19 protein-coding genes and 1 pseudogene are annotated in these 21,759 nt (G+C 40.1%); 6 read left to right on the top strand and 14 right to left on the bottom strand.

Annotated features, from left to right (window positions below; genetic code table 11):
• The 5 genes from CYO90_RS09915 to pheS form a co-directional block, all read right to left on the bottom strand.
• On the bottom strand, positions 1-1,677 hold the full coding sequence (locus CYO90_RS09915) for a 30S ribosomal protein S1 (RefSeq protein ID WP_103579377.1): 1,677 nt from the start codon (positions 1,675-1,677) through the stop codon (positions 1-3).
• 80 nt (positions 1,678-1,757) lie between these two features.
• Positions 1,758-2,582 carry a 4-hydroxy-3-methylbut-2-enyl diphosphate reductase gene (locus CYO90_RS09910; protein ID WP_021093116.1) on the bottom strand — a complete coding sequence of 275 codons (825 nt, stop codon included), beginning with the start codon at positions 2,580-2,582 and terminating at the stop codon, positions 1,758-1,760.
• Entirely contained in the window at positions 2,563-3,849 is a 1,287-nt protein-coding gene (gene aroA / locus CYO90_RS09905) for a 3-phosphoshikimate 1-carboxyvinyltransferase (protein ID WP_103579376.1), read from the bottom strand. Before aroA ends, CYO90_RS09910 begins: the two co-directional genes overlap by 20 nt.
• Complete coding sequence (pheT, locus tag CYO90_RS09900; RefSeq protein WP_103579375.1) at positions 3,846-6,182, bottom strand: phenylalanine--tRNA ligase subunit beta; 2,337 nt, start codon at positions 6,180-6,182, stop codon at positions 3,846-3,848. The genes aroA and pheT overlap by 4 nt, the downstream gene beginning before the upstream one ends.
• Positions 6,179-7,174, bottom strand: coding sequence for a phenylalanine--tRNA ligase subunit alpha (gene pheS, locus CYO90_RS09895; protein WP_103579374.1), 996 nt, complete (start codon positions 7,172-7,174; stop codon positions 6,179-6,181). Before pheS ends, pheT begins: the two co-directional genes overlap by 4 nt.
• Positions 7,175-7,292: 118 nt before the next feature.
• Between pheS and CYO90_RS09890 the strand changes: the two genes are divergently transcribed.
• Complete coding sequence (locus tag CYO90_RS09890; RefSeq protein ID WP_004317216.1) at positions 7,293-7,646, top strand: histidine triad nucleotide-binding protein; 354 nt, start codon at positions 7,293-7,295, stop codon at positions 7,644-7,646.
• A 78-nt stretch (positions 7,647-7,724) separates the two neighbouring features.
• On the opposite strand, the gene CYO90_RS10825 is transcribed toward CYO90_RS09890, so the two are convergent.
• The 3 genes and pseudogenes from CYO90_RS10825 to argH all read right to left on the bottom strand — a co-directional run bounded on the left by CYO90_RS10825 (position 7,725) and on the right by argH (position 10,254).
• A complete protein-coding gene (locus tag CYO90_RS10825) occupies positions 7,725-8,033 on the bottom strand; it encodes a CZB domain-containing protein (RefSeq protein WP_375338548.1) in 309 nt (102 codons plus the stop codon).
• A gap of 57 nt (positions 8,034-8,090) precedes the next feature.
• Positions 8,091-8,396 (bottom strand): annotated as a pseudogene (locus CYO90_RS10820) (methyl-accepting chemotaxis protein); the annotation flags it as partial.
• 457 nt (positions 8,397-8,853) lie between these two features.
• Positions 8,854-10,254 carry an argininosuccinate lyase gene (gene argH / locus CYO90_RS09880; protein WP_103579373.1) on the bottom strand — a complete coding sequence of 467 codons (1,401 nt, stop codon included), beginning with the start codon at positions 10,252-10,254 and terminating at the stop codon, positions 8,854-8,856.
• Positions 10,255-10,447: 193 nt separating this feature from the next.
• Here argH and CYO90_RS09875 point away from each other — a divergent pair, with 193 nt between their 5' ends.
• Positions 10,448-10,837 (top strand): hypothetical protein, encoded by a 390-nt coding sequence (locus tag CYO90_RS09875; protein WP_103579372.1) that lies wholly within the window; start codon positions 10,448-10,450, stop codon positions 10,835-10,837.
• 2 nt (positions 10,838-10,839) lie between these two features.
• Here the strand turns inward: CYO90_RS09875 and CYO90_RS09870 are convergent, their stop codons facing one another.
• From CYO90_RS09870 to CYO90_RS09855, 4 genes are read right to left on the bottom strand one after another with little or no spacing between them, the layout of a single operon-like run.
• Entirely contained in the window at positions 10,840-11,379 is a 540-nt protein-coding gene (locus CYO90_RS09870) for an oxidoreductase (RefSeq protein ID WP_103579371.1), read from the bottom strand.
• A 2-nt stretch (positions 11,380-11,381) separates the two neighbouring features.
• Positions 11,382-13,559, bottom strand: a complete 2,178-nt coding sequence (locus tag CYO90_RS09865) for a heavy metal translocating P-type ATPase (RefSeq protein WP_103579370.1) — start codon at positions 13,557-13,559, stop codon at positions 11,382-11,384.
• Between the two features lies 1 nt (position 13,560).
• Positions 13,561-13,764 (bottom strand): heavy-metal-associated domain-containing protein, encoded by a 204-nt coding sequence (locus tag CYO90_RS09860; RefSeq protein ID WP_021085807.1) that lies wholly within the window; start codon positions 13,762-13,764, stop codon positions 13,561-13,563.
• Positions 13,761-14,315 carry a GNAT family N-acetyltransferase gene (locus CYO90_RS09855; protein WP_103579369.1) on the bottom strand — a complete coding sequence of 185 codons (555 nt, stop codon included), beginning with the start codon at positions 14,313-14,315 and terminating at the stop codon, positions 13,761-13,763. The genes CYO90_RS09860 and CYO90_RS09855 overlap by 4 nt, the downstream gene beginning before the upstream one ends.
• A 149-nt stretch (positions 14,316-14,464) precedes the next feature.
• Here CYO90_RS09855 and CYO90_RS09850 point away from each other — a divergent pair, with 149 nt between their 5' ends.
• The 4 genes from CYO90_RS09850 to CYO90_RS09835 all read left to right on the top strand — a co-directional run bounded on the left by CYO90_RS09850 (position 14,465) and on the right by CYO90_RS09835 (position 17,902).
• Complete coding sequence (locus tag CYO90_RS09850; RefSeq protein WP_021093135.1) at positions 14,465-15,172, top strand: YebC/PmpR family DNA-binding transcriptional regulator; 708 nt, start codon at positions 14,465-14,467, stop codon at positions 15,170-15,172.
• 11 nt (positions 15,173-15,183) lie between these two features.
• Positions 15,184-15,678: a peptidylprolyl isomerase gene (locus CYO90_RS09845; RefSeq protein WP_021085768.1), complete on the top strand. Its 495-nt coding sequence runs from the start codon at positions 15,184-15,186 to the stop codon at positions 15,676-15,678.
• 11 nt (positions 15,679-15,689) lie between these two features.
• Complete coding sequence (locus CYO90_RS09840) at positions 15,690-17,045, top strand: cation:dicarboxylate symporter family transporter (RefSeq protein WP_021084182.1); 1,356 nt, start codon at positions 15,690-15,692, stop codon at positions 17,043-17,045.
• Positions 17,046-17,209: 164 nt separating this feature from the next.
• Positions 17,210-17,902 (top strand): aspartate/glutamate racemase family protein, encoded by a 693-nt coding sequence (locus CYO90_RS09835; protein WP_103579368.1) that lies wholly within the window; start codon positions 17,210-17,212, stop codon positions 17,900-17,902.
• A 381-nt stretch (positions 17,903-18,283) separates the two neighbouring features.
• Here the strand turns inward: CYO90_RS09835 and pckA are convergent, their stop codons facing one another.
• Together pckA and CYO90_RS09825 are read right to left on the bottom strand one after the other, a co-directional pair.
• Positions 18,284-19,858, bottom strand: coding sequence for a phosphoenolpyruvate carboxykinase (ATP) (gene pckA, locus CYO90_RS09830; protein WP_181000248.1), 1,575 nt, complete (start codon positions 19,856-19,858; stop codon positions 18,284-18,286).
• Positions 19,859-19,964: 106 nt separating this feature from the next.
• Positions 19,965-21,759, bottom strand: a 1,795-nt coding sequence (locus CYO90_RS09825) for a biotin/lipoyl-containing protein (protein WP_103579366.1), incomplete at its 5' end; no start/stop codon positions are given.

Here is a 21,759-nt window from a genome sequence, read left to right as displayed (position 1 = left end):
CTAGCGTAATTGTTCTTTTATGATGTCGCCAAGTGTTACTTTGTCGTCGTTGTCGTTGATCTCATTTAACACTTCACGCTCTTTTTGTTTTGCTAAACGGCGTATGCTTAGGCGAATTCTATTTTTCTTCTCATCGATAAATGCGATAGCGGCTTCGATCTCATCGCCGATCTTTAACGTGCTAGCATCTACACTACCTAGATCTTCTTTGCGGATTAACGCATCGACATTATCGCCAAGCTCAACAAATACACCAAACTCTTTAATGTCACGGATCGTTCCTTTTACGATGTCGCCTACACTAAATTTATTAGCAAATGCCTGAACTGGGCTTTGTTTTAGATCTTTTAGGCTTAGAGAAATTTTTTGCTCAGCACTGTCTATTTTGATGATCTTTACTTCAAGCTCGTCGCCAGCTTTAAACATATCTTTGCACTTGTCATTTCTATCCCAAGATGCATCTTCGTTGTGTAGCAAGCCCTCAACGCAACCTACTCTAACAAATGCACCAAAATTTGTAATAGTTGTCACAACGCCTTTTACTACGTCACCCTCTTTAAATTTAGCTTTAAATTCATCAAATGGCTTTGGAAGTAAATTTTTAAGGCTCACTCTTAAGCGGTGTCCTTTTGCGTCTATTTCGATAACCTCAACATCGATCTCTTGACCTTCACTGATGTGATCTTTTGGATTTTTGATATTTTTATCCCATGAAATTTCAGATATATGTAAAAATCCTTCAATATCATTTCCAAGATCGACAAATGCGCCATAAGGCTCGATATTGCTAACTGTTACTTTGATGGTGTCGCCAACTTCTAGACCATCATTTATGATCTCTTCCCAAGGATCTGGAGTAGCAGCCTTGATAGATAGAGATAGATGGCGCTTTTCGTTGTCATAGCTGATAACTTTAACTAAAACTTTATCGCCTTCTTTGTATAAAGAGCTAGGATTTACTGGGCCTTTATAGCTTATCTCGCTGTAATGCACAAGTCCGTCTACGCCGCCAACATCAACAAACATACCATAAGTTGTGATTTTCTTAACTGTGCCCTCTATAACACTATCGTTTTCTACTATATTTGATAGAGCTTCTTTGCGTTTTTTGCGGTCGTCATCTAAAATTTTCTTTCTTGAGACAACGATGCTATTCTCTTCTTTATCAACTTTTATAACTCTTACTTTGTATGATTTTCCAACTACACCCTCAGCGTTTTTAAATCCACTGTGCGTTCTTGGTAAGAAAAATTCTACGCCATTTGCGTCTTGAGTGATAAAACCACCTTTATTTTTTCCAACTACTTTTACGTCGATTTCGCCAGAATTTTCAGGATCGTAAGCTTCGATGAAAGCTTTAACTTTCTCTTTTCTAAGTGCTTTTTTGTGCGACACTATAGGTCTTCCATTTCTTGATCCAGTTATTACAACTTTGATCGTATCGCCAACTTTATGCGTCAGGTTGCCGTTTGCGTCAGTGATCTCAGAAACATTTAAAATGCCTTCTGACTTCTTGCCAACGTCGATTAAAACCTCATCGCCATTGATACTGACGATCTTTGCGTCACTATCTTCTTCAGTCTTTTTAAAAGACTCCTCTAACATCGCAGCAAAATCGATATCTTCGATATCTTCGTATTTTGCTTTTCCTAATTGAACACTTTTGTTCACAGCCATCTTGATCCTTTAAATTTTATTATGCCAGTATAGGCAAATTGGCTTATTATAGTTAATTGTGGCTTTAGCTAGGATAAATTTTATACTTTTTTGATTCTGTCAACGACTTTTTGTATGATCCAGTCAGGTGTGCTAGCACCCGCACTTATACCACACAAATTTTTGCCATCAAACCATGATCTTTCAAGCTCTTCTTCGCTTTCAATGAGATAGCTATCTTCGCAGAAATTTTTAGATATTAGGTAGAGTTGTTTTGTGTTTGAGCTGTTTTTGCCGCCGATTATTATCATCACGTCAGCCCTTTTTGCTAAATTTTTAGCAGCCTCTTGGTTTTCAAATGTCGCGTTGCAGATCGTATTAAAAACGCGTAGCTCTTTTACATGAAGCATGAGATAGTTTGCGATCTGCATAAATTTCTCAACTTTTCTAGTAGTTTGGCTAACGAGCGCAACCTTTTGCTTAAATTTAATGCCCTCTAGCTCGCTCTCTTCAAGCACGACATAGACATTGCCCTTGGCATACGACTTTACACCTTTTACCTCTGGGTGATGCATGTCGCCAAAGATCACCACATCATAGCCCTCTTCGCTCATTTTTTCGCAAATTTGTTGTGGCTTTGTCACAAACGGGCAAGTTGCGTCGATCACTTTTATATCAGTTTTTTTTAGCTCTGCAAGGTCGTTTTTAGTGATGCCATGAGTGCGGATGATCGCCTTTTTCTCATCTTTTAGCTCATCTATGCCCTCAAGCGTCTTTACATTGTAGTTTTTCTCAAGCCTATTTATCTCTTCGTTATTATGTATGAGCGGACCGATAGTTGCGGCATCTCCAGCGTTTTCAGCTATCTTTATCGCTCTTTTTACGCCAAAGCAAAATCCATAACTACTAGCAAGCTCGATCTTCAACTCTAGCTCCCATTTTCTTTAAAATTTCAGCAAAATTTGGAAAAGAAGTGGCGATAAATTCGCTCTTTTCTATCTGCATGCCACATTTTAGTCCAAGTATGGCAAAGCTCATGGCGATCCTATGATCTCCGTGGCTATCTATCGTGGCAAATTTAGCCTCAGAGCCATTTATGATAAAGCCGTCTTCAAGCTCGCTAGCATCGACACCACACTGCTTTAGTGCATTTATCGTGACAGCTATCCTGTCGCTCTCTTTTACGCGAAGCTCTTTTGCATTTGTTAGCTTGCTTTGACCCTTAGCGCAGGCAAATGCGATGGCTAAAGCTGGGGCTTCGTCGATGAGCCACGAGATATTTTCGCTAACCTCTACACCTTTTAAATTTGGCGAGTATCTAACTTCAATATCGCCGATATCTTCGTATTTGCTTGAGGTTTTATGAAATTTTATCTCAGCGCCCATTTTTTCTAAAACCCTGTAAGCTTCGATGCGAGTTTTATTTAGCAAGATATTTTTTAAAATAATATGCGAATTTGGGATAATTAGAGCTGCGACCGCGAAGAAAAATGCCGAGCTTGGGTCATTTGGCACGTCTATGTCAAGTGGCGCAAGTGGGCCTTTCATCGGCTCTAGAGTGATCTCTAGACCGTCACGCTTTATATCAGCTCCCATACCAGCAAGCATGCGCTCAGTGTGGTCTCTGCTTAGCTCTGGCTCGCTAAATTTGCAGCCATTTGAACAAAGAGCCGCTAGCAAAAGCGCACTTTTTACCTGAGCTGAAGCGATCTTGCTCTCAAAACTAAATCTTTCAAATTTAGTCCCTCTTATGCAAAGAGGAGCGTTGTTTGCATTGTTTGTACCATCTATCTTTGCGCCTATATCATTTAGAGGCTTTGCTATCCTTGCCATCGGACGAGAATTTAAGTATTTATCGCCACTTAGCACGAAAAAGCCGTCCTGTGCGGCTAGTAGCCCCATAAAAAGCCTCATCGCCGTGCCTGAGTTGCCACACTCCAAAATTTCTTTTGGCTCTTTTATCTTTTGCGGCGGAGTGATCGTTATTTCAGCGCCGTTATCTTCGATCTTTGCACCAAGGAGCTCGACTATTTTTAAGGTATTTAGCGTGTCGCCTGCTCTTAGGTAGTTTCTAACGCGAGATGGTTTGTCGCTTAAAAGCGAAAACATCGCGCATCTATGCGAGATAGACTTGTCTGCTGCGATGTCATCGATGGTTAAATTTAGACTTTTTTCTAATGGATAAATTCTCATCTTATTCCGATATTTAGTTTCTCTTTTAGCTCGCTTAAAATTTTATCCATAAGTGCGTTTATATCGTCATCTTCAAGCGTTTTTTCCATATCTTGGAATGTAAATTTAAGGCTAAGGCTAATCGCACCGTTTAGTTTCGCATCTTTATAGATATCAACCGGCAAGAACTCTTTTAGCTCTTTTAAATTTAGCCCTCTTATGCACTCATAAATTCGTCCAGCCTCGAAATTTTCAGGCACGATGAGGCTAAGATCCCTTGTAGTGCTTTGGAATTTTGAGTAAGGCACTGCTAAGACCGGCTCAAATTTAAGCTTTGAAAAATCAATCTCACAAACATAAGTTTTAGGCAGATCCCTTTTTGCCTCTACTCTTGCATCGACTCTGCCGATATAGCCGATCTTTTCGCCATTTTGATAGATACGCGCTTGCTCGTATGGGCTAAGATACGATATTTCGCGGTAAGGTTTTAGCTCAAATTTGCCTATGACATTTTGAACCATCGCTGCAAATGCGTAGAAATTTGCCTCTTCGCCCTTTGCGCCGTTTATAAGTGTTGGCTCTTTTAAAAGCCCAGATACGACAAAGCCTAAATTTAAGCCTTGGTTTGCATTTTCGTCAAAAACTTCGCCAAGCTCAAAAAGTCTAACTGAGCGTTTTGAGTTTTTGATGTTTTTCTCGCTTGAGCTTAGAAGGTGATTAACAAGTGCTGGTCTAAGCGTGTTTAGCTCGTTATTTATAGGATTTAGTATCTTGATCTTGCAAGGTTTGAAATTTAGCTCACTTAACTCATCAAGGCTGTCAAATACGTAGTGCACGCTTTCAAAAAAGCCATTGTCAGCTGCACGGTGCCTTAAATTTAAAGCATTTTTATAGTCAAAATATGTCTTATTTAGCCTATTTTTCTCAGAGAAATTTAGTGGCGTTGAGGCGATATTGTCGATACCTATTATCCTTACGATCTCCTCGCAGATATCATGCGAATTTACGATATCATGGCGAAATAACGGCACTTTTACATTAAAGCTCTCTTGCTCGACATTTACCGCGATCTCAAAGCCAAGTTTCTTTAAAATTTTAACGACATCGTTTCTTGCAACCTCTTGACCGATCATATTTTTAAGCTCGCCAAGCGAGATGCTAAGCGTGATAGGTTCGGTATTTAGAAGTGATTGCTGTGAGCCAGCAAAAAGACTTAGGCTATCTTTAAAGCTAGCTAGCCTTTTAAAAAGATAGTCCGCCCCGTAAGCTAAATTTGGCTCGCTGCCGCGGCTTGAGCGATAAACTTGATCGCCTTTTGGTAAATTTTTATTTTCAAAAATGGCCTTTGAGACAACATCTGGTTTTACATAGCTAGCCTCTACCAAGATCACCTTTGAGCCCTCATCAACTCTAGCTTCATCGCTTTGGTAAATTCCAGCAACGCCTAAATTTTTATCCTCACAAAAGACCACGCACTCGCCATTTTCGCCATTTTTGATGTCAAAAACTGCTTTTTCACCCTCGCCCACAAGCTTAGCGTGATCATAAGCTCTAAACAAGACGCCCGTGCAAAATGTCGCGTATTCAAGCAGTCTTTCTACTAAATTTGTCTTTTGGCAATCAATTAGAGCTAGTCTCAACCTAGTTAATAAATTTTCACTTAATGCATTTTTTAGCTCAAAGGCTTTATACAAAAACGAGCCATTTACCTTATCTTCAGTTCGCACAGACGCGATCCTGCCGATGCCTAGTAAATTTTCGCTATCTTCATTTTCGTGGCTATCTTTCATATTTAGATCAAGTGCGGTGCAAATTTCTCTTGCGATGCCGTGTAAATTTTGGCAGTCGCCCCTATTTGCTGTGACATCAACCTCGATGATCACATCTTTAAACGCTTCAAATTCGCCAAGACTTGTGCCAAGTTTTAGTTTGCCGATACTCTCATCAAGTGGCAAGATACCGTCATTTGTCTTAGGTAGTCCTAGCTCAGTTGAAGAGCAGATCATACCACATGACTCGATGCCTCGCAGCTTTGCCTTTTTGATCTCAAGACCATTTGGCATAGTCGTGCCAATGAGCGCGACTGGCACAAACTGACCAGCCTCGACGTTTTTAGCCCCACACACGATCTGAAGCGTTTCGCTGCCAACATCAACCTGACAAACGCTTAGCTTATCGGCGTCTGGGTGCTTTTCTCTACTTTTTACGTAGCCAACTACGATGCTCTTTGGTAAATTTATCTCTTTATAGCTATCAACTTCTAAACCGATTGAATTTAATGTCTTTGAAAGTGTCTCGCCGCTAACCTCGCTAAGGTCGACCCACTCGTTTAACCAATGCTTTGAAATTATCATTTAAACTGCTCCAACAATCTTAAATCTCCCTCAAAAAGTGACCTTAGATCAGGCACTCTATGAAGCAACATCGCAAATCTCTCAACGCCAAGGCCAAAGGCATATCCACTTACATTTTTATAGCCAACCGCCTTAAATACATTTGGATCAACGACGCCACATCCAAGCACCTCAAGCCAAGTAGTCTGCTTGCACACCCTGCAGCCCTTGCCATGACAGAATATACAACTAATATCAACCTCTGCGCTAGGCTCCGTAAATGGGAAAAAGCTAGGGCGAAAACGCACTTCAACGTTGCCAAACATGTGCTTTAAAAAGCCCTCTAACATTGATTTTAAATTTGCAAAGCTAACTTTCTCGGCATCCTCCACCACAAGGCCCTCGACCTGGTGAAACATCGGTGTATGCGTTAAGTCCATATCACGTCTAAAGACCGTGCCTGGCGCTATCATGCGAATAGGCGGCTTTTGATTTAACATAGTTCGCACCTGAACTGGGCTCGTATGCGTCCTTAAAAGTCTAAAATCATCTAGGTAAAATGTATCTTGCATATCCCTTGCTGGGTGGTATTTTGGTAAATTTAGCGCCTCAAAGTTGTGAAAATCATCTTCTATAAGCGGCCCAGTCTCGAGCGAGAAATTTAGAGCTAAAAAATACTCAATTATCTTATCCATCGTGGCCATCACAGGGTGCAGCGCCCCGCTAGCAACAGGCTCGTTAAAGAGCGTGATATCAGCGGCCTCTTTTTTCATCTTACTATCTATCTCTTGCTCGCTAAGCTCGGCCTTTTTGGCTTCTATAAGCGCACTTAGCTCATCTCTTTGCTTGTTTAAATTTGCTGCAAATTCCTTTTTCTCATCCTCGCCAAGCTCTTTTAGCTTTGCAAAGCCTTGCGCCAAGATGCCCTTTTTGCCAAAAATTTCTACCCTGACCTTCTCAAGATCATCAAGAGTTGAAATTTCATTTTTGATTTTGTTAATGAAATCTTGCAATTTTTTACCTTTATGAATTTTTGCATCGATTTTATAGAAAAAGAGTTAAAATCAAGATAAAAAGCGCGAAATTTAAGCACACTTTGATATAATTTCTCAAACTTTCAAAGGAGCTAAAATGACCATATTTGAAAAGATCGTTGCTGGTGAAATTCCTTGCAACAAAGTGCTTGAAAGCGAGAAATTTCTAGCTTTTAACGACATCAACCCAAAAGCACCGATCCACATCCTAATCATCCCTAAAAAGCACTACAAAAACTTCCAAGAGATGGATCCAGTTTTGATGGGTGAGATGACTAAATTTATCCAAGAAGTGGCGAGCTTAATGGGCGTTGATAAGAGCGGATACCGCCTCATAACAAACTGCGGCGAAAACGGCGGTCAAGAGGTTATGCACCTACACTTTCACCTACTTGCTGGCGCAAAACTTGGCTGGAGCGAAGGCGTAGCTGATCCACAAAGCACATTTTAAAAATAAAAGTTAGACTCTTTTTGAGTCTAAATTTCACTTCAAATTTTTACTTTTAAAACATCATAAATTTAAATAAATTTATTTCCTAGCAGCTTTTACCGCCTCAAGTAACTCTTCAAAGCCTGCCTTACTTGAGTGCTCGACATCTTTTAGTATCTCGACACCTGCTAAATGTCCCTTATCTTTATCAGCGAAAATCGCCATAGCCTTATCTAGTCCGTGATGGACATTTTCGTGGTGCGCAGCTATGCTTGAGAGAGTTCTTGGATCTTTTATGATGGTATTTTTCACATCTTTTTCATACCACTTGCCAAATCTACACTCATGCACGTCTTGAATTTTATTTATCTCGCCAAGCAAGACGCCTCGGTAGCCATTTAGCTTCATGTTGATGTGATCTATCTTGCCGTTACTTACATTGACCTCGTTTGTTACGTTTAGGGCTTGATTTAGGATGTTTTGCGTGTTGGCATTTACGCTTGAGATGTTGCCCTCAAAACCGCCTAAAATTTGCATCGCATTTGCTGAAATTTTAGAGAAACTCTCACTCATTTCGATCATTGTGTTTGCACTTTGCTTAAGGCCATTTATATTTACTTCAACCTCAAGTGTAGCCTTTTGCGTGCGCTCAGCAAGCTTTCTAACCTCATCTGCAACGACAGCAAAGCCTCGTCCATGCTCACCAGCACGAGCCGCCTCTATAGCAGCATTTAGCGCTAGCAAATTTGTCTGATCTGAGATGTCTTTTATGAGATTTATGATCTCAACGATAGAATTTACGCTTCCATCAAGCGAAGAGGCGTCGTTTGAGAGATCGCCGCTCATCTGGCTCACTTGCTCGATCGAGCTTAAAATTTCAGCCGTTTGAGACTTTAGCTCGCCTGTTTCTTTGAAGGTTTTTTCATTTAAATGGTTTATATTTTCAAGCATTTTTAGGTTTTCTTCGATGGTTGATTGTAAGAAATTCATACCATCTTGATAGCTAGTAAGTAGCAAATTTACAGCCTCTTGCTTATCCTTAGCTTGCTCTTTTGGCTCGCAAGTTTTGGCATTTTTTAGCTCATTTTTAAGTGCTAAAATTTCAGCTTTTAAAGCTTCATTTTCTCTTTCTAAGGCCTCATTTTTACTACCAAGCTCTTTGCTTTTGCTGTCAAAAAACATTTTTCGTCCTTTAAAATTTGTAAATTTTGCGTAATTATAACTCTTTTTACTTAAGCCAGTCGTCTAAAATTTGAATTTGCTCTTCAACGCTTTTATTTGCCGTGCCGCCTTTTGAAGTGCGAGCCTCTTTTGAAGCGTGCAGATCTAGAAATTTTATGGCATTTTCATCTAAATTTTCATCGACACTTTTTAGCTGCTCTTTGTTTAGCTCACTTAGATCAAGCCCCAAGCTTTCAGCCTTTGCGACAGCCTTGCCGGTGATAAAGTGCGCCGTTCTAAATGGGATATTTTTCTCACGCACTAGATAGTCCGCTAGATCAGTAGCACTTAGATGCCCTGTTTTTGTCGCTTTTAACATATTTTTTTCATTAAATTTAGCCGTTTTTATCATCTCATTTAGGATAGTAGCTGAGCTTAAAATGGTCGAAACACTATCAAAAACGCCCTCTTTATCTTCTTGCATATCTTTATTGTAAGCAAGTGGCAAGCCCTTCATAGTCGTTAGCAGCGCTACTAAATTTCCATTTACACGCCCAGTTTTGCCGCGTATGAGCTCGGCGACGTCTGGATTTTTCTTTTGGGGCATGATGGAGCTACCCGTGCTATAAGCATCACTAATGCTTACAAAGCCAAATTCTTGCGAGCTCCAGAGTATGAGCTCCTCACAAAGCCTAGAAGCGTGCGTCATAAAAACGCTAATGTTAAATAAAATTTCAAGCGCAAAGTCGCGGTCGCTCACGCTATCCATCGCATTTTGCGTGCAACCTGCAAAGCCAAGCTCGCTTACAACGATAGTTCTATCTATCTTGTGCGGCGTGCCAGCAAGGGCTGCTGAGCCAAGCGGACTTAGGTTGTTTCGCTCATACGAGCTGACAAATCGCTCAAAATCCCTCTTAAACATAAACGCGTAGGCTAGTAAATGGTAGCTAAGGCTTACTGGCTGGGCATGCTGAAGGTGCGTGTAGCCTGGCATTAGCGTATCTTTGTGATTTTTGGCTAAATTTGCAAGCGTGGCGATGAGCTCTTTAATGAGTGAAGAAATTTCTAAATTTTTCTTCAAAACATAAAATTTAAAATCAAGTGCAACTTGGTCATTTCTACTTCTAGCTGTGTGAAGCCTGCCGCCAAGCTCGGCGCCAATGATCTCACTAAGACGCTTTTCAACTGCCATGTGGATATCCTCGTCCTCTATCTTAAAAGCAAATTTACCAGCCCTTATCTCAGCCAAAACCTCATCAAGCCCCTTGATGATCGCCTCTGACTCGTCTTTTTTCAAAATTCCGCAATTTCCTAGCATTTTAGCGTGCGCCTTACTGCCAGCGATATCCTCTTCAAAAAGATTTTTATCAAAATTTATAGAAGCGTTAAATTCCTCAAGTAACTTCGAGCTAGCCTCACTAAATCTACCCTCCCACATCTTTTTATGTGCATTTTCATCTTTTTTCATAGCTTTGCCTTTGATTAGTTTTGCGCGATTTTAACAAAATAGTGCTTAAGGCGCTCAATTAGCTTTAAAAGTAATATAAATGCTTTGAATTGACTTTATTTTTATAAGATTATGATATAAATCAAGATAAAAAGTTATATTAAATTTTATATAAAGCAATAAATAAAAGTTTAATAGCTTAAGGAAAAATAATATGCAAATAGATGCTAATATAAGTTCAAATATTTTTTATCATGATGGTTTTGCGTCTTTATCATCAGGTAGCGCTAAAACCAGCATATTAGTATCTTCTGGCTATGGTACAAAAGATATCGTTAGAAGTAATGATGTGCATGTCGAACAAAGAGAAGAAGTTAGGCAAAAACCTACAATTATTAGAAAAGAAGATGTCACAGAGTTACAAAAAAATTTAGAAAAATTACAAGATCAAAGAAGCGATATAGCTGATCAAATTTCAAGCATCCAACACCTGAAAGATCGTGATTCTATGCAGATGCTTCATCATCTAAATTTAGAGCAATCAAGCATTCAAAATAACATTTTAAGTATTAAAACTCAAATGACCGAAATGGCACAGGCTTAAGACTAAGCCTTACCGATAATAGTTTTTAAAACCAAACAAAAATCCTCTAAAAAATATCCCATTGATTTATAGAAGTTACTACTAGCATTTTGTTCAAGCTCTTTTGCAAGTTGTTCTGCATAAGGTAAGAAAAATGAGAGACTAAAAGCAGCAAGAAGCTGCATAGACTCTTTTGTCGCCTCTTTTTTTAAGATATTTGCTATCAAAATGAGCTGATTTGAGATGCTATCAACCTCTCCCATTTTTGGCTCAAAATTTATAGCCTTATAAAATTGTGCCAAATCATCTTTTGCATTTGAGAAATAGTAACTTGCTTCAAATTTTGCCTTCAAAATGACAAAATCATCACACAGAGTCGCGCTACTCTCACCTTTGATAAATTTAGTGTAAAGCTCATTTCCTTTTACATTAGCATCGCTCTTTGTCTGCGTTATCCACGCACTTGTCTTTTTGATACGCATAAAAGATGAGACACCTAAGATGCCATTAAAATTTGTAGCAAGTGCAGCCGCTACGACACTGTAAAGCTCTCCAAGTCTCAAATTTAATCCTTAAGTTGCAAATATCTAAGTCTAAGCGCATTTAGCACGACAGTGACCGAGCTTAAGCACATCGCCATCGAGCCATAAACTGGACTTAAAAGCAGTCCAAATACCGGATAAAGCACGCCAGCAGCCACCGGTATGCAAATGGCGTTATACATAAATGCCCAAAACAAATTCTCTTTTATGTTAGCAATAGTCGCATTCGCAAGCTTTACAAGCCCACTTACGCCGCGCAGATCGTTTTTTACAAGCACGATATCACCAGCGCCTTTAGCGATGTCTGAGCCTGAGTTCATAGCGATGCCAACACTTGCTTCTTTAAGCGATGGTGAGTCGTTTATGCCGTCCCCTACAAAAATGACGCCGCCACGTCCCATGAGCTCTTTTACCTTGTTAAATTTGTCCTCTGGCAGCATATTTGCGTAGTATTCGCTAACATTTAGCTTGCTAGCGATATTTGCCACTACTTTTTTATCATCGCCTGAGAGGATCACGCTTTGTAAATTTAGCCTTGAAAGCTCGTTTATAACGTCATTTGCTTCATTTTTTAGCTCATCACTTAACGTTAAAAAGCCGCTAAATTTTTGATTTAGCGCACAAAGTATGACGCCACTGCCATCATTTGTAGCCTCTTTTATCGCCAAACTATCAGCTTCATTTAGCAAGATATCGTTTGCTGCGAGCAGCTTTTCGTTACCTATTATTATCTTGTTACTCTCGTCTTCATAGACGATGCCTTGACCAACTACGTTTTGGAATTTGCCATTTAGCTTTTGTAAATTTATGTAATTTTGTTTTGCGTATCTTACGATCGCTTTTGAGATCGGATGCTCGCTTAAATTTTCAGCAGATGCCACTAGCTCTAGCTCTTTTTCGCTCAAATTTGAACTTTTGACGCTGATTAGCCCCTTACTTAGCGTGCCAGTTTTGTCAAATGCTACAAATTTAGCATCTTTTATAAGCTCCAAAACCTCTGGATTTTTCACCAAAATCCCAGCTTTTGCACCACGCGCGAGCGAGCTTACGATTGCTATTGGCGTGGCAAGCCCCAGTGCGCATGGGCATGAGATGATAAGCACGCAGATCGCGCTAGAGATCGCATAGGCGAAATTTCCACTAAAAATTATCCATATCAAAAATGTAAGAACTGAGATCGCCACGACACTTGGCACAAAGATGTTTGCTATCTTGTCAGCCAGCCGTCCGATAGGCATCTTTTTAGAGCTAGCGTCGCTTAGTAGGCTTAAAATTTGAGATAGTAAGCTTTCAAAAGAACTCTTTGTCACCTTGACGCTTATGTAGCCATTTGTGTTTAGAGTGCCGGCAAATACGCTATCTCCCACCTCTTTATAAACTGGCAAGCTCTCTCCTGTAAGCATAGAAGCATCTATCTCAGCGCCACCTTGAACTATCACGCCATCACTTGGGATGTTGTAGCCATTTTTTACGATGACGATGTCGCCTACTTTTAGCTCATTTACATTTACCTCTTTACTATGTCCATCTGGCATGACCAAAAAGGCGGTCTTTGGCGAAATTTTAAGTAGCGTCTTTAGGTAGTCGCCTGCTTTTGCCTTTGAGCGCTCTTCAAGATACTTACCTAGCAAAACAAAGGCTATTATCATCGCTGCGCCCGAGATATAGACGTTTTTTAGATCATCTGGGATGAAATTTGAAAAGATCACAACAAAAAGCGAGTATAAAAATGCACTGCCGCTTCCAAGAGCTACAAGCACGTTCATATCGTAGTTTTTGTTTTTAACAGCCTCTATGGCGTGAACAAAGAAGTCTTTGCCACTAAAAGCTAGCACCAAAAACGCTAAAACTAGCATGAGTAAATTTACTAGCAAGTTATGAGGCGCGAACATCTCAAGCGCCATTATCACGATGCTTGTGATAAATGCAAATATAAATTTATTTCTTATCGAGGTTATATGCTCGTCTCTTTTGGCTTCAAATTCATCAATATTTGTCGCCACAAAGTAGCCAAGCTTCTTTATCTTTTGCTCTAAAACTTCACGCACGCTAGCGTCTTTTAGGACAAACTCACCGCTTGCGTTTGCGAAATTTACATTTGCTTCAAGCACCCCATCTATCTTTTTAGAAACCTTCTCGATAGCGTTTGAGCAATTTACGCAGCTCATTCCCGCTATATTTAGCTTGACTTTTAAAGGCATATCAAAGCTCCTTTATAACGTCAAATCCCAGATCAGCCATTTCTGATTTAAATTTCTCTACATCGCTATCTTTTATATCAAGGCTTACTTGCCTTGGCTCTTTGCTAAGATCGACTTTTATCTCGCCAAAGTCATCTTCTAGTGCGTTTTTTATAGTATTTGCGCAGTTTTGGCAATGCACGTTATTTACCTCAAATGTTTTCATATTATCTCCTTTATCATGTGGTCGTATTCGTGTAAATTTATGATCTTTTTGGTGTTAAATTTAAAGCCAAGGCTCTCGTAAAATTTACGAACTTTTGGCTTATTTACATCAACTATCAGCGAAACCTTTTTATGTCCTAGCTCTTTTGCTTTGGCAAATGAGTGCAAGATAAGCTCTTTTGCAAGACCTTGGCCTCTAAATTTCTCATCCACAGCGATGCTATCTATATAAAACTCATCATCAAAGCACTCTTTTTCTACCTTGGCGTCTTTGCCAAGTGCCTTTAGATGCTGTGAAATTTCTCTATCAAACTGCTCTACATCGCCACCAAAATAAGCACACATAGCAGCGATGATCTGCTCATCACGCTTATAGACATAAACATTTTTATAGCTAAGTCTGTTTGTCTCGCTTTGAAAAAATTTCTCTAAAATTTCATCGCTTTTTGCAGGATCGTCGTAGCCACTTAGCTTGTAGGCGATATCCTCCATCGCCAAATTTAGTAGTTTTATGCAGATTTTTGCATCTTGTTTTTGAGCATTTTTTATCATGGCATGATTATATACCTTTAGCTTAAATTTTTACCAAATATTTTTTCAAATTTACAAAATAAGCGCTTTAGCAGGCAAACTAAAAATGTTTTAAAAAAGTATAAAATTTTTTTAGTTATAATCCGTAAAAAATTTATTTAAGGATATTTATGGGACGAGCATTTGAGTACCGAAGAGCGGCAAAAGAAGCTAGATGGGATAAGATGAGCAAGGTATTTCCAAAACTTGCAAAGGCTATAACAGTAGCGGCAAAAGATGGCGGATGTGATCCAGATATGAACCCAAAACTTCGTGCAGCCATTGCAGCAGCAAAAGCTGAAAATATGCCAAAAGATAACATCGATGCGGCTATAAAAAGAGCAAATGGCAAAGATAGCGCTGATATCAAGACTATCTTTTATGACGGCAAAGCAGCTCACGGCGTGCAAATCATCGTTGAGTGCGCTACTGACAACCCAACAAGAACAGTTGCAAATGTAAAAGCGATATTTAGCAAAAATGGCGGAGAAATTTTGCCAAGCGGCAGCCTTAGCTTTATGTTTACAAGAAAGAGCGTTTTTGAGCTTGAAAAACCAAGTGCAGATATCGAAGAGATCGAGCTTGAGCTCATTGATTATGGACTAAGTGACATCGAAGAAGATGAAAACGCACTATTTGTTTATGGCGACTACGCAAATTTTGGCACACTTCATGAAGGCATAGAGAAGCTAAATTTAGTAGTTAAAAAAGCTTCACTTCAGTACTTGCCAAATCAAACCGTGAGCCTAGATGAAGAGCAAATGCTTGAGGTTGAGAGGCTTCTTGACAAGCTAGAAGACGACGATGACGTCCAAGCAGTTTATACAAATATCGAGTAAAAAGGAGCAACATGCGTTTTGATGAGTTAAAAGTTTATGATATAAATTTAGACGAGCTAAAAAAAGATAAATTTGCAGTTTTAAAGACAGAAAAAGGCGATATCAAACTTGAGCTTTTTGCCGAGGATGCACCGCAAGCTGTTGCAAATTTTGTCCATTTGATAAAAACAGGCTTTTATAATGGCCTAAATTTCCACAGAGTTATACCAAATTTCGTCATCCAAGGCGGCTGCCCAAATGGCACAGGCACAGGCGGTCCTGGCTGGAGGATAAAGTGCGAATGCGACAACCAAAAGGTAAAACACGAGCGTGGTAGCCTTAGCATGGCTCACGCAGGTCGCGACACTGGCGGATCGCAGTTTTTCATCTGCCACAGCAAGCAACCTCATCTTGACGGCGTGCATACAGTCTTTGGAAAGTGCGTTGATGACGAGAGTTTAAAGGTGCTTGATGCTATCAGACAAGGCGACAAGATCCTCTCAGCAGAGATCAAAGAGAGCCTATAAAAGGGGAATTTATGGAGAGTGCAAAAACGCAAAAAAGTCTCTTTGTGAGACTATTTACCAATCTCGCCATTTGGGTTGTGATAGGTATAGTTGGCGGTGTTATCGTCGGTATGGTCGCACCTGAGCTTGGCATAGCGAGCAAACCAGGCATTGATTATTTTATAAAAGCCCTTAAAATTTTAATCGGCCCTATCATCTTTTTAACGATCGTCTCAGGCATTGTCGGACTTGAGAGCTTAAAAGATCTTGGCACCATCGGACTTAAGGCGTTTATCTACTTTGAGATAGTTAGCACGCTCGCTCTTGCTGTTGGTATCATCTTTGGCGAGACGCTTCGTCCAGGACACGGCATGAACCTTGACTACACTCAGCTTGATGCCTCAAGCGTGGCTAAATTTACATCTCAAGCTGGAAATATGGACGCAAATAGCGGCTTTTTAGCACACACGCTTCATCTTTTAAGAGGCGCTGTGCCAGTAGATGACATCTTCCCTTACGTGCACATACTTGATCCATTTATAAAGTCAAACACACTTCAAGTGCTTTTCATGGCGATAGTCGTTGCTATCGTGCTTTCGCTACTTGCTCATGATAAAAAGCAAGCTTGCCTAAAACCGCTTGAATTTATCCAGCACTACGTCTTAAAACTACTTACTTGGCTTATGTTATTTAGCCCAGTGGCTGCCTTTTCAGCGATGGCTTACTTGATCGGTAAATTTGGCATCGGAACGCTTCTTGGTATGATGGAGCTTCTTGTCGTTATGGCGCTTGCAAGCTGCTTTTTCATCTTTGTCGTACTTGGCGTCATTTGCTACTTTGCCAAGGTCAATGTCTTTAAATTTATGCGCTTTATCTCAAAAGAGGTCTTGGTCGTTTTTGCGACAAGCTCGAGCGAGACAGCCCTTGCGCCACTTATGCAAAAGCTAGAAGCAGCTGGCATAAATAGAGGCGCAGTTGGCCTTATCATCCCAACTGGCTACTCATTTAACCTTGACTGCACCAACATCTATCTAAGCCTAAGCGTTATCTTCTTAGCACAAGCTTTCAACATCCCGCTAAGCTTTGAACATCTAATAAGCATACTAATCGTGCTAATGATCACAAGCAAAGGCGCTGTTGGCGTTACAGGATCTGGCTTTGTCGTCCTTGCTGGCACACTAAGCGCACTTCCAAGCACTGGCATACCAGTTGTTACCGTGGCTGTGCTACTTGGTGTTGATAAATTTATGTCAGAGATGCGTGCTGTTGGTAACCTTTGCGGCAATGCCGTTGGCTGCATGATCGTATCTATCTGGGATAAAAAGGTCGATATGGAGAAATTTAGATACGCGCTAGATCATCCAGACGAATTTCACTTCCACTCATAATAGAATTTTTAAGGGGCAAATCGCCCCTTTTTATCTTAAAATTTACTTCAAAACTTAAAGTGCTTACTTCCTATTTTTACAATACCCAATGAAAATTTAGAAATTTTATTTTTAAATATAGAAACTAATATTATAATTATTGAAAATTTTAATTTGGAGGAGTTATGAAGACATTAGGCATCATAGGCGGCATGGGACCACTTGCCACGGCTGATTTATACAAGAAGATCATCGATATAACCCCAGCAACTTGCGATCAAGAGCACCTACACATCGTTATCGACTCATACGCACAGATAGAAGATAGGACGAAATTTATCATGGGCGAGGGAGAAAGTCCGCTTCCAAAGCTAATTCAAAGCGCTAAACTTTTAAAAAATGCAGGATGCGAGGCGATGCTAATGGCTTGTAACACAGCTCACTACTTTGCCCCAAGCATCGAAAAAGAGGCTGGAGTGAAAATTTTACACATTGCAAAAGTTACAGTAGATGCCTTGCAAAAGAAATATCCACACGCTAAAAATATCGCTGTCATCGCAACAAGTGGCACAAAAAAGGCTGGCGTTTATGATCAAATTTTAAAAGAGCGCGGGCTAAAAAGCGTGGGTTTTAGCAAAGAGACGCAAGATGTCATCATGGAGTGCATCTATAAGGGCGTCAAAGCTGGCAAGCTAGAAGAGTATGTGCCAGTGTTTTACGAAGTGCTTTCAAACATTGAAGCTGACGTTTATATCGCAGGCTGCACCGAGATACCGATGTTTTTACCATTTATCAGCAGCGAGTATAAATTTATAGATGCGACATTTGAGCTAGCAAAAGCTGGCGTAGAATTTGGACTAGAAAAGAGAGTATTTTGATTAAATTTAGCCAGACACCTGGCTAAATTTTCGTTTTAACTGCAACTTACACTAAATACAACAGCGACTTTTATAGTAGAAATTTGATATCAAATTTAGCTGGAGTGTTCTGGTTAAATTTTAGCTCTAACTGCAAAGATTACTTATATTAAAATTTCTGATGTCGGGCGATTAAATTTTTCAAGCTTATAAAGAGTAATTTTTTTGGTGAGAAAATTTTAGAAAATCTATTTAAATTTGATCGAGCTATTTCGAAAAATGTTTTAAATTTTATATTAGAAATTTGAAAAAGAGCTATATTTCACAGCTCTAAAATTTTTACTACTTGATTGTTTAAATTTAAAAAAGCCTTGTGGGGATTTACCTACAAGGCTATAAATTTTAAGCTTTTGGACCAGCTTTGGCGTATTCAACGCCCTCTTTTACATCTTCGTAGCGTTTGAAATTTTCAACAAACATTTTAGCAAGCTTGTCGCGTGAAGCGTTGTACTCATCTGAATTTGCCCATGTGTTTATAGGATTTAGCAGTTTTGTCTCGATACCATCTAGCTCTTTTGGGATAGCGAAGTTAAATTTATCAAAATTTTCAAATTCGCATTTTGTGATGCTACCATCAAGGATCGCATTTATGCAAGCACGTGTTGCTTTTATGCTCATACGCTTGCCAACGCCGTAAGCACCGCCACTCCAGCCTGTATTTACAAGATAGACATTAACGCCATGTTTATCGATCTTCTCGCCAAGCAGTTTTGCATAGACAGTTGGGTGAAGTGGCATAAATGGCTCGCCAAAGCAAGCACTAAAAGTAGCGACTGGCTCGGTGATACCGCGCTCTGTGCCAGCAACTTTTGCTGTGTAGCCACTTAAGAAATAATACATCGCCTGCTCTTTTGTCAGCTTTGCAACTGGAGGAAGCACGCCAAAAGCGTCAGCGCTTAAAAAGATGATATTTTTTGGATGGCCAGCGCTTGAGCTTGGCTCGTAGTTGTCGATGTGATAGATCGGATAGCTCACGCGTGTGTTTTCAGTCTTTGAGCCATCTTTATAATCAACCACGCCGTTTTCGTCAGCCACGACGTTTTCAAGTAGTGCATCACGCCTGATCGCTGCGTAAATTTCTGGCTCGCTGTTTGGATCAAGGTTGATGCATTTTGCATAGCAGCCACCCTCAAAGTTAAACACCCCATCATCGTCCCAGCCGTGCTCGTCATCGCCTATTAGTTTGCGTTTTGGATCGGTTGAAAGTGTCGTTTTACCAGTGCCAGATAGGCCAAAAAATAGCGCAGTATCACCCTTCTCGCCTACGTTTGCAGAGCAGTGCATGCTTAGCTTGCCCTCAAGTGGCAACCAGTAGTTCATCATAGAAAAAATGCCCTTTTTCATCTCGCCGCCATACCATGTGCCACCGATCACCGCGACATTTTCCTCGACGTTAAAGATGACAAAGACCTCTGAATGTAACCCGTCAGCTTTGTAGTCCTCATTTTTTGTCTTGCAAGCGTTATATACTACAAAATCAGGCTCAAATTTAGCTAGCTCCGCTTCACTTGGACGGATGAACATATTTTTTACAAAGTGCGCTTGCCACGCTACTTCAGTGACAAAACGGACTGATTTTTGGCTCTTTTTGCTAGCTCCACAAAATGCGTCTTGGATAAAAATTTCTTTACCACTTAGCTGCTCTTTTGCTTTTTTAAGAAGCTTGTCAAAGAGCTCTTTTGTGATAGGCTGATTTATCTTACCCCAAGCGATGTATTTTTGGCTTGGATCTTGCTTGACAAAGTACTTATCTTTTGGGCTTCTACCTGTAAAAATGCCGGTATCAACCATAAATGTGCCGTTACTTGAGACTCTGCCCTCGTTGTTTGCCTTTTCAAGCTCAAAAAGCTCGTCGTAGCTTAGATTATGATTTATCTTTTTGATCTCTTTTAGACCTAGCTCGTCTAGTTTATTTATCATGTTGTTTCCTTTTAAATTTTCGTTTCTTTATAAATTCTGACCTAAAAGTCATCAAAATGTTAATCAAATTTCGCTTAACACTATCTTTTTAAAATGGGCAAATTTATTTAAATTTAGCCACCACTTGATTGTTTGCGACACTTTGACCTTTGCTAACCTCGATAGAGCCTATGATGCCGTCTTTTGGGGCTTTGACCTCTATCTCCATCTTCATCGCTTCAAGCACGACGACAGCTTGTCCTTTTTTGACATGATCTCCTGCGCTTACTAAAATTTTATGTACAGCGCCTGGTAAGCTTGCAACGATGTCATTTTCTGTTGCGCCTGCTACTGCACTTTTGGCATTTTTTACGCTCTTGCCTTCAACTTCAGTGATTGATTTTACTTGGATGCTGTCGTTAAAACCTTCGCTTACTTCGACATTGTAGCGGCTACCATTTACGACGACGCTATATCTGCCACTTTGAGTTTGTCTGTCCTCGTTTACTTTGGCATTTGGATCGATTTTTCTTACATTTACTTTAGCTTCGCCTTTTAAGAACGCGATGCCCTTTTCTTTACAAGCCGCTGCTATAAAGACGTTTTCTTCGGTAACTTTGATCTTATTTTGTTTTAAAATTTCTTTTACATGCGCAAGTGACTTGCTCTCATCTTTATCAGCTATATCAACTGCGTGTTTTGTGGTTGGTTTTAGTCCTAGCTGCTCGCTAGCAAGCTTAATGATCTCTTTATCAGGCGTAACTGGGGTCTTGCCAAAGTAGCCAAGCACCATTTTGCCGTATCCTTCAGCGATCTTTTTCCACTTGCCAAACATTACATTATTAAATGCTTGTTGGAAGTAAAACTGGCTAACAGGAGTTACTGAAGTGCCGTATCCGCCCTTTTGCACCACTTCGCGCATAGCAAGGATGACCTCTGGGAATTTATCTAAGATGTTGTTATCTCTCATCATCTGAGTATTTGCGGTGAGCGCACCACCAGGCATCGGTGAAAATGGTATTAGAGGGCTTACTTGCACAGCTTCAGGCGGCAAGAAATACTCTTTTAAACAATCATTCAAAACGCTCTCGTATTTTAAAATTTTCTCCACGTCAAGGCCGCCAAGATCGTAGTTTTTACCTTTTACTGCGTGAAGCATGGTTAGGATATCTGGCTGGCTTGTACCACCACTTACTGGACTTGCGGCTAGATCTATACCATCAACACCAGCCTCAAGCGCTGCAAGATAGCAAGCGACACTTACGCCTGCAGTTTCATGCGTGTGAAGTCTGATATGAGTTTTTTCTGGGAGTAGCTTTCTAGCCATTTTTATGGTTTCATAGACCTTTTGTGGGCTGCTTGTACCACTTGCATCTTTAAAGCAAACGCTGTGATAAGGGATATTTGCATCTAAAATTTCTCTTAAAATTTTCTCATAAAATTTAACGTCATGAGCTCCCACACAGCCACTAGGCAGATCCATCATAGTAACGACGACTTCGTGTTTTAGCCCGTGATGAGCGATCCTCTCGCCTGAATATTTTAAATTTTCAACATCATTTAGTGCGTCAAAATTTCTAATAGTAGTTGTTCCGTGTTTTTTGAAAAGTTTTGCGTGAAGGTCGATTAGCTCGCGGCTACCGGTGTCAAGTGTGACGGTATTTACGCCCCTGCTTAGGGTTTGAAGGTTTGCTTTTGGTCCTACGATGCTTCTAAATTTATCCATCATCGCAAAAGCATCTTCATTTAGGTAAAAATAAAGGCTTTGAAATCTCGCTCCTCCGCCAAATTCAAAATGTTCTATGCCAGCCTCTTTGGCTGCTTCAAGCGCGGGCAAAAAGTCGTTCATAAGCACTCTAGCGCCATAAACCGACTGAAAGCCATCTCTAAAGGTCGTATCCATAACATCGATAAATTTC

Source organism: Campylobacter concisus (assembly GCF_002913745.1).
Classification (GTDB): domain Bacteria; phylum Campylobacterota; class Campylobacteria; order Campylobacterales; family Campylobacteraceae; genus Campylobacter_A; species Campylobacter_A concisus_R.
This window is presented reverse-complemented; position numbering and strand designations above follow the sequence as displayed.